The organism is Hyphomicrobiales bacterium, from assembly GCA_016125495.1.
Taxonomy (GTDB): domain Bacteria; phylum Pseudomonadota; class Alphaproteobacteria; order Rhizobiales; family RI-29; genus RI-29.
The window spans coordinates 20175-32448 of record WGLQ01000018.1 but is presented as its reverse complement, the minus strand read 5'-3'; the positions used below and the strand labels follow the sequence as shown (position 1 = coordinate 32448).

Sequence of the window (12274 nt, the reverse complement as noted above, 5' to 3'; positions counted from 1 at the left end):
AGCGCCGCGCTCGCGCGCGCCGAGGCGAACGCCGCCGATGCCGCCCGCATCGACGGCCAGCGCAATGGCGCGGCACCCACGGCGCCCGTGCCGGAACCGGTCCAGGTCCAAACCGAAGGCGCGTCCGCACCCACCGGTGGCGTCTCGACCATAAAGCGCACGGCCCCCGCTTCGATCCCCGAGGGGGCGCCCATCTCGAACCAGGATGCCGCCGGGCTCTTTGCCCGCGTGCGCGAATACCTCGACAAGAGCGACGTCGCCTCGGCCCGGCTCCTGCTCGAGCATCTCGCGCTATCGGGCAGCCGCGAGGCCGCCGAGCGGCTCGCGCGCAGCTACGATCCCGCCCACGTCGCCGACCTCTCGCTGGCCGGCCTCCACCCCGACCGGGACAAGGCGATCAAGTGGTATCGCAAGGCCGCCGAACTCGGCAGCGTTCCGGCCGGGGCGCGCCTCGTCACACTCGAGCAGACCCAACCGCCGCGCAATTGAACGGCACTTGGGCAACGACCCGCGCACGATGCCGCCCTCCGGCGGCATCGTCACCGTCTCGGCAGGTGACAATGCCGACGAATTGCGCTTGCCTCTCGGCCGGCCCTCCATCCTGGTGCCGCCCGTCGAGGTGACCCGATGCCTGCCCTGCGTATCGCCGTGATCGGCGCTGGTACCGCCGGCCTTGCCGCCGCATGCGGCCTTGCCGATGCGGGCTTCGAGGTCGAAGTGATCGAGCGCTTCGCCGAACCACGCCCGCTCGGCGCCGGACTGCTCCTCCAGCCGACCGGGCTTGCCGCGCTCGAGGCGATCGGAGCCCGCGAGGAGATCGAGGCGGCCGGCTGCCGGGTCGAGCACATCGCCGGGCAAACCCTTGCCGGGCGGACCATCTTCGACGTCGGCTACGATGCGATCGGCACCGGATCATACGGCCTCGGCATCCACCGCGGCGCGCTGTTCGCAGGCCTCTATGGCGCCGTCCAGCGGCGCGGCATTCCGATCCGGGGCGGCACGAGGGTCGTCGATATCGCCCGTGAGTTGCCGCGGAACGCAGCCGATGACGCGAGCCGAAACCATGCCCCGCTGCGACCGGTTGGCGCGCAAGGCCCACTCGATGGCGCGCCGTTCGATCTCGTGGTCGACGCCAGCGGCCTGCGCTCCCAACTTCGCGAGCGTTTCGCACGCATCGCGCTGCTCGAGCCCTATCCCTACGGCGCCGTCTGGGGGATCGTGCGGGACGACGGCGTCTGGTGCGAACGCCGCACCCTGGCGCAGCGCTATGTCGAAGCCCATACGATGATCGGGGTCCTGCCCGTTGGCCGCCAGCCGGACTCCGAAGGGTCTCATATCGCGTTCTTCTGGTCGCTGCCGCGACGCGACTTCGCGGCCTTCACATCCGCCAACTTCGCCCGCTGGCAGGATCAGGTGGAGCAACTCTGGCCGGAAGCCGGCGCGCTCGTCGGCCGACTCTCCGGCCCGCACACCTTGACCACGGCGAGCTATGACGACGTCGTCCTCGCCAGCCCGCTCGGCCCACCCGGTGTCGTCTTCATCGGCGATGCCGCCCACGCCACCAGCCCGCAGCTCGGCCAGGGCGCGAATCTCGGGCTTATCGACGCCGTTGTTCTCGCCACCAGCCTGGCCAGCGCCTCTCGTGAGAACCGGGGCGCGCCGACAGCCGGCGTGGTCGCTGACGGCATCGCCCGATACGCTCGCAAGCGCCGCAACCACGTGCGCTTCTATCAGTGGGCGAGCCGGCTGCTGACCCCGTTCTTCCAATCGGATGCCCGCGCACTCGCCCGTGTCCGCGACTTGACCTTCGCCCCCATGGCCCGCGTACCGTTCCTTCGCCGCCAGATGGCCTGGACACTTGCCGGCATGAAGACGGGCCTGCTGACCCATGGCAGTGCGAGCGCCCTCGGAGCCGATGGCGCGCATCACCGCGCCACCTCCGAAGGGGCTTGAGCCACAACGGACAACCAGCACCACGCAACGCACGACCGCCATTGCTTTTGCGATGACATCAGTTGTGCGTATACTGGGCGAAACCGAGATCGGTCCGCATACGGTGCCTGCCGTTCCGGCCGGGGCGCGAACCCATGACGCTGGCATCGCAATTCCGTATGGGGTCCTGGGAGCCGTCACGACAGGGTAAGGTCGGCGGTCGACAGCCAAGTGGGGGATGAAATGAAGCGGCTATCGAGCCTGGCCCATGCGACATTCGCCCTCACCGCGCTGCTCGCCCTGCTCGCGAGCCCGCCCGCCGACGCCCAGTCCCGCTCGCTCGAGAGCTTCCGCGAACGATTCAATACCGTCATCAGCCGCGAGGTGACGGCCAACCTCTCGCAGTGCGTAAGCCAGCCGAGCGGCGGCCAGAGCATCGACATCACCTTCATCGGCGCCCCGAAATACAATCCTCACCTCGAGGAGCCGGATCGCGTCGCCATCAACAACGCCGCCCTCGCCACCCTCAACGCCATCCGTCTCTATCGCGCCAAGCCCGCCGAGAACCTCGCCCTGATCCAGAAGATCCTGCCGGCCAGTGGCCAGATCGCAGAGGGCTTCAAGGCAACGCTGGCCCAAACCTTCGATGCGCCGATCGTCATCGTCTTCACCACCTCGCGCCCGAGCCAGGACGTGGTGCAGCTGGGCGTCAACATGTTCGGGCGCGACACGGCGGGTGCCTATTCCTGCTCCACCACCGCACTCATCTACGTCAACGTCGACAGCTATGAAGTCACCGGTCCGCCCGCCGGCACCGGTGACAGCTTCCACACCATCACCGGCGCCTACACGCTGGCGCTCGGCAAGATGAAGGGCGAATTCAACGGCGAACGGATCGTCTATCTCGACGTGAGCGCGACCGAGATTCCGAACGATTGCCCGTTCAAGCGCAACTTCTCGGACGATTTCTATCGCTACTTCTTCGAGTTGCGCGGTGCCAACCTGCTCGGTAACGAGACCGAGGGCTGGCCGAGCCCCGCCCCACCCGACACCAAGCGCGAGGCCTTCGAACCGGGGCAACCCGTGTTGCGCATCAACGCCCGGCCGTCCGACTACGGGCGCAACGGGGTCGAACTCACCTTCCAGCTTCTCAAGAACAACGTGCTGCGGGCTTACGACAAGGTCCAGACGGTGGTCGACTGGCGCCGTCTGTCGGGTTGCATCGCGCCGGAGACGGACGCCACGCCGAAGGCGGTCGATGTCAACGACGTCTACCTTTGCGACAACGCCAAGCGCCGCACCGAAACCGCGCTCGCCAGTGGCAGCTGCGACAACGCCAGGACCGATTGGGAGACCTATCTTCGCCTCTTTCCGAATGGACAGTGCGCTCGCCTCGCGACCGAAGAGATCGTGCGGCTGACGACGGCCTGCCAGACGGCGCCGCTCGAAAAGGAGGACGAGCCGGTGAGCAACGGCGACGACGGGTTGGCGGCTTGCGAGGCGGCACGTGAACTGACGCGCGGCGCCCGCAAGTGCGGCGACTACCAGACCGCCGAAGTGGAATGGCAGGTCTACAAGGCGAGCTACCCGCAGGGTAGCTGCGTGCGCGAGGCCGACACGCGCCTGGCCTTCCTGAAGCGCCGCATTTCCGAGACTTGCGAGACGCCCAAGCCGCCGAAGGACGCCGGCGGTACCGGCAACGCGGGCAGCGGCGGCACTGGCACGAACGAGCCGAAGCCCCCTGTGATCACCCCGCCACCGGTGACCGATGCGCTGCCCGACGGGGTCTATTCCGGCGAGCGGGGCTATACCGATCCCGGTCGTCCCGGACCCAGCTCGGAATGCCGCAGCCTCTATCGCTTCCAGGTCACCAAGAGTGGCAACACCATCTGGTTTTCGAGCGACGGGCGCGACTACGCGGGCACGATCAGCCGCGACGGCTTCGTGAGCATCGACCGGAGTGGCGTGACACCGACGACGCGCACCGCGTTCTCGATCAGCGGGCGCTTCGACCGGGCCAGCATGTACAGCGGTTACTGCCGCAACGGCTTCTTCCGGATCTACCGCTAGTGGATTCGAGGGATGTCGCGTAGCGAACGACGACGCCCCGAGGCGTGAGGAAAAGGACTGGCCAAATGACCAACCTCGGGCGCGGATGGCGCTTGGCGTGTGCGCTTCTCGCGTCGGCCCTCGTCTCGACCATGGCGCCAGCGCCGCGGTCCGCGCTCGCGGCCGACCAGCCCTGCGCCGCCTTGAAGCACCTCGACGCCATCGAGCCGACCTTACTCGACCTTCTGCTCTCGTCCGGCCTCGCCGAGCCCCTCGACCTCGTCGGCGACGTCCACCCCGGCGGCGACCCGAGGAACATCTTCTCCTGGTGCATCGCCGAGCACGCCTTCTCCAAGATCGATCAGCGTTGGCTCGAGGGTGTCGTCCTCAGCGGTGAGGACACTCTGGAGAACCGTCGGCGGGCGCTCATCGCCGCCCTCCTCGAATGGCGCGGCGAGCGCAGCGACGGCGAGCAATACATCGACCCTTCGGTGTTCCAGCAGCTCTCGGCGCGCCTTACCGGTGAGATCGGGGCAGGCAACACACCTCCAACGACCCGTTACGCCGAACGCGAGGCCACTCCCGGAGTAGGCAGCGACAGCGCCGGCTCGAGTTTGCCGAGGGGCGGCACACCCCCCGCCGCCACCGTTCCGAACGGCACGTCGTCAGCCCCCGCCACGGCCGGAGACGACGCCGCCGGGAGCGGCGACTGCCTGCCGGCCGACCGCATCACGCGCTCAACCGACGAGGACATCCGCCGCAACGCCGCCGCGATCCTCAACGGCCGCTTCTGCTACCGCGTCGACCAGATCGTCGAGGGCGGTCAGAAATGGACGTTCCAGACGATCACCGCCCCGCAGACCGGCGGACGCACCCCGACCTTCTTCGTGCCCCACGACAACGAACAGGAGGCATTCGACACCGGCATCCAGCTGCTGCGCGAGTTCGGTGGCACGTTGCTGGCCGTGTCGGCCGGTGAGAACCGCTTCTTCGGCCAGATCGATCCCAACCGGTATTTCGGCGACGACCCTTCGCGCACAAAGGCCTGTGCCAGCCTCAAGGGCCGCGCCGCGCCCGCTTACACCGCCCGCGTCATGGCGGTTTTCGATCGGCAGACCCCCATCATCACGCTCCACAACAACACCGACGGCGGGGCCATCAGCGCGCGCGTGCGCACCGACAAGGAACTGGGCCACATGGCGCCTTCGCCGATCTCCCCGGACCCGGACGATCTCGTCTACATCACATCGACGGAAGCCCTGCGGCGGGGCAGCGCCGATGATAAGCGCCTGCGCGACCTGCTCGATCTCGGAATCAATGTGATCTTCGAGCGCGTCAGTCTCGCCAACAACGATTGCTCGCTGTCGAACTATGCCGCCCTCATCGGGCGCGCCGGGGACTATTACAACATCGAGGCCGAGCACGGCCACGCCAAGGAGCAACTCGCTATCTCACGTCGGCTCCTCGGCTATCTCGGCTATCGGCCATTGCAGTAGCCCCGGCACAGCGCCCGAGAGGTTCGCTAGCCCGCCACGGGCAGTACGGCCGGTGATCCCACCGCCTCCTGCGGTTCCGTTGTCTCCCCGCCCCGATGCGCGTGCCGATAGGCCTTCGGTGTGATCCCCGCGTACACCTTGAAATCGCGCACGAGGTGCGCGCTGTCCGAAAAACCGCAGCCGTGCGCGATCTCCAGCACCGACATCGGCGTCTGCTCGAGCAGATATCGCGCATTCTCGAGCCGCATCCTCCGGAACATCGAGGCCGGTGCCATCCCGACGGCCCGGACGAACCGGCGCTCGAGCTGGCGCACGGAAACCCCCACCCGCTCGGCGAACCAGGCGACCGGCCGGAACTCGTTCATCGACTGCTCCATGAGCAGGATGACGCGCCGCACGACGGCATCCTCGATGTGACCCTGATAGGCCCGGCAATGGGGTTGCGGATGATGCGCGGGCCGCGCCCCCTGGAGCATCATGTGGCGGGCCGCCTGCTGCGCCTTTTCGGGTCCGCAATGGCGCGCGATGAGATGAAGGGCGAGATCCGCGCCGCCGACCGAGCCCGCGCAGGTGATCCGCTCTCCCGATTCGATGAAGAGCTGATCCGAGCACGCTTCGACCGCCGGATAAGCCTCCTGGAAGGCGTCGAGCACGTTCCAGTGCACGCAGGCCCGATGCCCGTCCAGAAGGCCCGCCTCCGCGAGCGCGAACGTCCCCGTGCACACCCCGATGAGCCGCACTCCTTTCACCGCCGCCTCCTGCAGGAATGCGGAGGATTCGCGTGACAGCTGGCGATCGCGGTAACCGTTACCCCCGCAAACCGCGAGATAGTCGAAGCGCGCGGGATCGCCGAGAGGCTCGTCCGGCCTCACTCTCAACCCGCAGCTCGCGCGGATCGCGCCCTGTCCCATGATCGTCCAGGCGCAATGGATCTTGCGGCTGCGCCCGCCGACGTCGGCCGCGAGCCGGATGGCGTCGACGAACGTCGAGAACGCCGTCAGCGTGAACCGGTCGAGCAGGAGAAAGCCGATCCTGAGGCTCGGCATGTGCTTGGCCTCCACCGAGCATGCGCCGCAAAAGTGCAACGCTATGACGCAACCATTCTGTATCGAGGGCAGCCCGCTCCTCTACGACTGAAGGATTAGTTCACGTCCCGAGGTTCCTGGCGAGAGGAGTGAGGTCCCATGTTGTCGCTTCGCACCAACGGCCTTGCGGCGGGCATCGCCGCCGCGGCGCTGCTGTCGCTCGCCACAAGCCTGCCGGCCATGGCCCAGATGGAAATGAAGGCCAACGTTCCCGGCAACGAGGAGGGCATCTCCTACCTCGGCGCCAAACGCTTTGCCGACCTCGTGCGCGAGCGTACCGGCGGCCAGATCGACATCAAGGTCTTCCACTCGAGCGCTCTCGGCGACCAGGAGAGCTCGCTGGAGGCAATGCAGTCCGGCACCCTCGAGATCGCGACGATCGAGACCCCGATCACCACTGTCGATCCGGTCCTCGGCGCCGCCGCGCTGCCCTACATTTTCACCGGCCGCGAACACATCGCCAAGGCCCTCGGCGGCGAGGCCGGCGCCTGGATCGAGGAGCGCATCGCGGCCAAGGGCCTGAGGGTCCTCGGCTTCCTCGAGGGTGGTTTCCGCCAGATCACGAACAACAAGCGCCCGATCGTGACGCCGGCCGACCTCGCCGGTGTCAAGATGCGCACACCCTCGAGCCAGCTGCGGATCAAGATCTTCAACACCTACGGCGCCAATGTGTCCCCACTCCCCTTTGGCGAACTGTACACGGCGCTGCAGACCGGTGTCTTCGACGGTCAGGAGAACCCCGTCATCTGGGCCAAGAGCACCAAGTTCTACGAGGTCCAGAAATATCTCTCCATCACCAACCACCTCTACACCGTCACCTATCTCCTGATCAGCGACGCGGTCTTCCAGAAGCTCGAAGCCAAGACCCAGGAGATCCTGCGTCAGGCCGCTCGTGAGGCCGCCACGTACACGGTCGAACTCGGCGTCGCTGCCGACAACGAGATCGTCGAATTCCTCAAGTCCAAGGGCATGCAGGTCAACGACGCCGACATTCCGGCATTCGTCGAAGCCTCCAAGCCGATCTGGACGGACTGGGTGGCCGAGCAGGGTGCCGATGCCCAGAAGCTGATCGACCTCATCGTCGCCGCCAAATGACGAGCCAAGTGACGAAGGGCCGATTGACGCGGATCGGATCGAGCACGCGCTGAGACGGGTGCCGCCGCCCGCGGCGGTACGAAACCGAGAATTCGCTCCCGCCCCCCTCGCTCCATGGGCGGCGGGGTGGGAGCGGAAATCGGCGCGGCCACCGCGCGCCCCGCCCCCAGGGACCGGTCGGAGTTCTACACGTTCGGCTCATCTAGGTCGGTTGGAAAGGCGACGTCGATGATCGACCGGATCATGGAAGCCTTCTGCGCACTGCTCCTGCTGGCGACCGTCGTGATCGCCTTCCTCGCCGTTATTTTCCGCTACGTGATCGGCTCGTCGCTGTCCTGGAGCTTCGAGGCGACCGTCGCGCTGCTGACCTACCTGACCTTCATCGGCAGTTACCTTGCGATGCGCAAGAACGCGCACCTCAAGGTCGAAGTGCTGGTGGCGCGCCTGCCGGCCTCGGCGCACGGGCCGATTTACTTCTTCAATCAGCTCGTGATCGCCGCGATCGCCGTCGTCATGATCGCCTACGGGCTGCGCCAGACGCTGCTGTTCGCCAAGCAGACGTCCCTGGTGATGGAGGTGCCGCTCTGGGTCCTCTACGTCATCATCCCCGCGAGCGGCCTTCTCATTCTCCTCCAAGCCCTGGTCGAGCTTGCAAACGGCTGGCGACGCTGGCGGCGCGGCGAGCCGCTTTTTGCACCCGGCGAGCCCGACGCCGCCGCCACCAAGGGGCAGTGAGGTCGCCATGGAACTCCTTCTCGTACTCGCTTTCCTGCTCGGCCTGATCGGTCTCGGGCTGCCGATCGCATTCGCGCTCGCGGCGGTCTCGATCGTCGTCCTGTTCCTGGCCGGCGTCGACCTCATCATCGTCGCTCAGCGGCTCTATCGCGGCGTCCAGAGCTTTCCCCTCCTCGCTGTCCCGCTTTTCATTCTCGCCGGCCAGATCATGAGTCGCAGCGGCATTTCCGGTCACCTCGTCGACTTCGCTAAGACCCTGGTCGGCCAGATGCGCGGCGGCCTCGCCGCCGTCAACATCGTCACCAGCATGTTCTTTGCCGGCATGAGCGGCACATCGATGTCCGACACCGCCGCCGTCGGCGGCATTCTCATCCCGCCGATGATCAAGCGCGGCTACAGCCGGGCCTTCACCGGCGCCGTCACGGCCGCCTCCTCCACCATCGGCATCATCATCCCGCCGAGCGTGCCGATGGTGATCCTCGGAGCCTTCATCGGCATTTCCACCGGCGCGCTCTTTGCCGCCGGTCTGGTCGCCGGTCTGATGCTCGGCATCGGCCTCATCGTCGTCGCCTGGATCATCTCCCGGCGCGAGGGCTATCCCTCCGAGGCCCCCTTCTCGGGTATCGCGATGGTCAAGGCCTTCCTGCGGGCGCTGCCGGCCCTCACCATGCCGGTCATCATCCTCGGCGGCATCCTCGGCGGCGTCTTCACACCGACCGAGGCCTCGGCGGTCGCCGTCGTCTACGGCATCGCCGTCAGCATGCTCTACTACCGGACCCTCGGGCTCGCCGACCTCTACGACATCTTCGTCGAGGCGGCCGTCCTCAGCGGGGCCGTCATGCTGGTGACCGCGACCGCCCACGTGCTCGGCTACACCTTCACCTACCAGGGTCTCGCCGACGTCCTCCTCGAGCCGATCGCGGCGATGGAGATGACCCCGGTCGCTTTCCTGCTCGTCATGAGTCTGGTTTTCATCGTCGCCGGCACCTTCCTCGACGGCATCGCGATGATGTTCATCATAGTGCCTCTCTTCTATCCCGCAGTTAAGCTCCTCGGAATCGATCCGATCCACTTCGGCATGGTCGTCGTGCTCTGCTGGGGGATCGGCCAGCAGACGCCCCCGGTCGGGGCCGCCCTTTTCATCACCGCCATCCTCGCCAAGACCGATATCATCTCCATCACGCGCGCCAACATCCCCTTCATCGGCGTGATGATCCTCGTTCTCCTACTCATCATCCTGTTCCCGGAAACTCTCGTCCTTTCCGTCCCGCGCGCCCTCGGGCTCTAGGGCGGCCGGCACGCGCATTCCATCGAAAGGTCCAACACATGATGAAGCGCTCGCATTTCATCGACGTGATCTACACCCACACCGAGGGTGAACCGACCTGCATCATCAACGGCGGCATCACCTATCCCGTCGGCCTCGACATCCTCGCCAAGCGGCGGTTCCTGATCGAGAATTACGATCACGTCCGCACCTCCCTGATGAGTGAGCCGCGCGGCCACCACGACATGTTCGGCGTCTTCCTGACACCGCCTTCGGGTCCCGACACCGATTTCGGCATGATCTGGATGGACAGCGAGCGCTACGTCGAAATGTGCGGCCACGGCACCATTGCCCTCTCGATGGTGATCGTCTCCCACGGCCTCGTGCCCCGCGTCACCGAGCCGATCTCCATCATCCGCTATGAAACCCCGGTCGGTCTCGTCACGGCCGAGGTCAAGAGCCAGAACGGCGTCGCGGAATGGACCCGGTTCGAGAACGTCCCGGCCTTCGTCTACGAGCGCAACATCCCGATCGAGTTGCCGGGCCACGGCCCGACGACCGCCGACATCTCCTTCGGCGGCAATTTCTTCGCCGTCGTCGAATGGCCGTTCAAGGATCGCCCGATCGGCCCAGAGAACGGAAAATTCCTCTCCGAGATGGGTGAGTTGGTCAAGAAGCAGATCAACGCCAAGCTCGAGATCCGCCACCCGACGGCCAAGGACATGAGCGGGCTCCACTTCTGCACGTTCTGGCAACAGCCCGAGCGCCCGGACAGCCTCTATCGCAACGTCCACGTCTTCAGCGACGGCAAGCTCGACCGTTCCCCCGGCGGCACCGGCACCTGCATGATGATGGCCTATTTCGAGGCACGTGGCCGCATCAAGGTGGGCGAGACCATCAAGTCGGAGGGACTCCTCGGCAGCGGCCAGTTCGAGGGCTGCCTCGTGCGCGAGACGACCATCGGCGGCAGGCGTGCCGTGGTCCCGACGGTCAAGGGCACGGCCAAGGTCGTCGGCTACGCCAAATGGCTCCTCGACCCCGAGGATCCGGTCGGCAAGGGCTTCGCCATCCGCTGAACCGGAGTGCTCGTCCGGCCCCGGCGCGTTTCAATCCGCCCGCGCCGCCCAGCGGGCGGCCCTGCGGATGAGTTCGCCATGCGCCGGCTGCTCGATCGACGCGCGATCGTGGCCGAGTCCGTCGAATGCGACGCGGCCCGCCCCGAACGCCCGCGCCCAGACGAGCGGTTGATCGGGCGCGCTCCCGGTGCGGGCAGGCGTCTCGAGCGCCCGCCCCGTGACGAGCGCGACCGTGTCGCCCTCGAGGTCGAGGTCGCTGTAGACTTCGTCGTGGACCTCGAAGGCGGCGAGCCCGCGCGTTATCGGATGGCTGACCGGGGTCGGCTCCGCCAGTACGGGCCCGCGCGGCGGATGGAACGATTTCCCCCACCGCCACGCCCCGCCCAGCAGCTCGCGCCACTCCGGCCAGTCGTCGAAGCAGAGGCAGGCCGTGTGCAGCCCGAAGAGCCCACCGCCATCGCGAACGTATCTCTGGAGCACGGCGCGCCCGTGCTCGGAAAGACTGAACGCCCAGCGCTCCCGCTCGGGTGCGTATTTGGGGTCCCCGAGCATCCGCCAGCGCAGCGCATAGACCGTGACGAGCGCGAACCCGCCGCCAGCGAGCCGCGCTATTCCCTCCTCGATGTCCGTCGTCACCTCGCTCGTGAAACCGGCCGGCTCGAGCAAGTCTGCGAGCGCCCGCGAGGCATCCTCGAAAGGATGACGGATGCCGCCCGTCAGGATCAGGTTCCGCATCGTCAACCCCGCCCCTCGCCGCCGGACGGCGGTTTGCGTGGCATCTGGTTCTTGAGGCTGCAGAAGACCCCGCCGTCCACCAGAAGATGCTGGGCATGGATGTAGGATGCCTCGTCCGAAAGGAGGAAAGCGACCGCCGCCGCGACGTCCTCGGCCTCGCCGATCCGCCCGGCCGGTACGCTCGCGCCCCGTGCGGCCTTGACACCCGCATCCCTGTAGATCGGCGTCGACATGCCGGCATCGATGAAGCCTGGCGCAACCGAATTCACCCGCACCCCCCGCGGCCCGAGGCTCAGCGCCATCTGTTCGGTGAGTTTGGCGAGCCCTGCCTTGGCCGCCGGATAGGCGCCCGCGTCGGGGCTCGGGGCGAAGGCATTGAGGGAGGTTATATTGACGATCGCGCCACCGCCACGCGCGACCATGTGCCGCGCCAGCGCCTGCGAGACGATGAAGGCGCCGATGAGGTTGACCTCGAGCACCGCGCGGAAATCGGCGACGCTGTGCGTGAGGATGTCGCCGAAGCGCACGATGCCTGCGTTGTTGACGAGCGCGCCCGGCGCCGCCCCGAAAGCGGCGATCACCTGCTCCAGCATGGCGCCGACGCTCGCTTCGTCGGCGACGTCACAGGCGAATGCCATGGCTCCGCCGTGCCGAGCGGCCTCGGCCCGGGCTCCCTCCCCGTCACGATCGACGATGGCGACACGATAGCCGTCCGCGCAGAGACGGCCGGCGATCGCCGCCCCGAGGCCGCCGGCTGCCCCGGTTACGAGAGCAATGCGCTTTTCTTCCATACGCGGTTTTTCC

Annotated in this window: 10 protein-coding genes; 7 read left to right on the top strand and 3 right to left on the bottom strand. The window is 67.1% G+C overall.

Going from position 1 to position 12274, the window contains the following annotated elements:
- Positions 1 to 627: 627 nt before the first annotated feature.
- From GC150_13515 to GC150_13505, 3 genes are all read left to right on the top strand, one after another.
- Positions 628 to 1953 (top strand): NAD(P)-binding protein, encoded by a 1326-nt coding sequence (locus GC150_13515; protein ID MBI1385918.1) that lies wholly within the window; start codon positions 628 to 630, stop codon positions 1951 to 1953.
- Positions 1954 to 2175: 222 nt separating this feature from the next.
- On the top strand, positions 2176 to 4002 hold the full coding sequence (locus tag GC150_13510) for a hypothetical protein (protein MBI1385917.1): 1827 nt from the start codon (positions 2176 to 2178) through the stop codon (positions 4000 to 4002).
- Between the two features lie 65 nt (positions 4003 to 4067).
- On the top strand, positions 4068 to 5477 hold the full coding sequence (locus GC150_13505; GenBank protein MBI1385916.1) for a hypothetical protein: 1410 nt from the start codon (positions 4068 to 4070) through the stop codon (positions 5475 to 5477).
- Positions 5478 to 5503: 26 nt separating this feature from the next.
- Here the strand turns inward: GC150_13505 and GC150_13500 are convergent, their stop codons facing one another.
- Positions 5504 to 6523 carry a helix-turn-helix domain-containing protein gene (locus tag GC150_13500; GenBank protein ID MBI1385915.1) on the bottom strand — a complete coding sequence of 340 codons (1020 nt, stop codon included), beginning with the start codon at positions 6521 to 6523 and terminating at the stop codon, positions 5504 to 5506.
- Between the two features lie 138 nt (positions 6524 to 6661).
- Here GC150_13500 and GC150_13495 point away from each other — a divergent pair, with 138 nt between their 5' ends.
- The 4 genes from GC150_13495 to GC150_13480 all read left to right on the top strand — a co-directional run bounded on the left by GC150_13495 (position 6662) and on the right by GC150_13480 (position 10735).
- Positions 6662 to 7657, top strand: a complete 996-nt coding sequence (locus GC150_13495) for a DctP family TRAP transporter solute-binding subunit (GenBank protein MBI1385914.1) — start codon at positions 6662 to 6664, stop codon at positions 7655 to 7657.
- Between the two features lie 114 nt (positions 7658 to 7771).
- Positions 7772 to 8392, top strand: a complete 621-nt coding sequence (locus GC150_13490) for a TRAP transporter small permease subunit (protein ID MBI1385913.1) — start codon at positions 7772 to 7774, stop codon at positions 8390 to 8392.
- Positions 8393 to 8399: 7 nt separating this feature from the next.
- Positions 8400 to 9680, top strand: coding sequence for a TRAP transporter large permease subunit (locus GC150_13485; protein MBI1385912.1), 1281 nt, complete (start codon positions 8400 to 8402; stop codon positions 9678 to 9680).
- A gap of 41 nt (positions 9681 to 9721) precedes the next feature.
- Positions 9722 to 10735, top strand: coding sequence for a proline racemase (locus GC150_13480; GenBank protein MBI1385911.1), 1014 nt, complete (start codon positions 9722 to 9724; stop codon positions 10733 to 10735).
- Between the two features lie 30 nt (positions 10736 to 10765).
- Here GC150_13480 and GC150_13475 read toward each other — a convergent pair whose 3' ends face one another.
- Together GC150_13475 and GC150_13470 are read right to left on the bottom strand one after the other, a co-directional pair.
- Complete coding sequence (locus GC150_13475; protein ID MBI1385910.1) at positions 10766 to 11476, bottom strand: ThuA domain-containing protein; 711 nt, start codon at positions 11474 to 11476, stop codon at positions 10766 to 10768.
- Complete coding sequence (locus GC150_13470; protein MBI1385909.1) at positions 11473 to 12261, bottom strand: glucose 1-dehydrogenase; 789 nt, start codon at positions 12259 to 12261, stop codon at positions 11473 to 11475. Before GC150_13470 ends, GC150_13475 begins: the two co-directional genes overlap by 4 nt.
- Between the last annotated feature and the right edge of the window lie 13 nt (positions 12262 to 12274).

Coding starts and splice junctions, on each gene's coding strand:
- GC150_13505 (MBI1385916.1), top strand. CDS start 4,068: ATGACCAACCTCGGGCGCGGATGGCGCTTGGCGTGTGCGCTTCTCGCG.
- GC150_13480 (MBI1385911.1), top strand. CDS start 9,722: ATGAAGCGCTCGCATTTCATCGACGTGATCTACACCCACACCGAGGGT.
- GC150_13490 (MBI1385913.1), top strand. CDS start 7,772: ATGGGCGGCGGGGTGGGAGCGGAAATCGGCGCGGCCACCGCGCGCCCC.
- GC150_13495 (MBI1385914.1), top strand. CDS start 6,662: ATGTTGTCGCTTCGCACCAACGGCCTTGCGGCGGGCATCGCCGCCGCG.
- GC150_13470 (MBI1385909.1), bottom strand. CDS start 12,261: ATGGAAGAAAAGCGCATTGCTCTCGTAACCGGGGCAGCCGGCGGCCTC.
- GC150_13515 (MBI1385918.1), top strand. CDS start 628: ATGCCTGCCCTGCGTATCGCCGTGATCGGCGCTGGTACCGCCGGCCTT.
- GC150_13485 (MBI1385912.1), top strand. CDS start 8,400: ATGGAACTCCTTCTCGTACTCGCTTTCCTGCTCGGCCTGATCGGTCTC.
- GC150_13510 (MBI1385917.1), top strand. CDS start 2,176: ATGAAGCGGCTATCGAGCCTGGCCCATGCGACATTCGCCCTCACCGCG.
- GC150_13500 (MBI1385915.1), bottom strand. CDS start 6,523: ATGCCGAGCCTCAGGATCGGCTTTCTCCTGCTCGACCGGTTCACGCTG.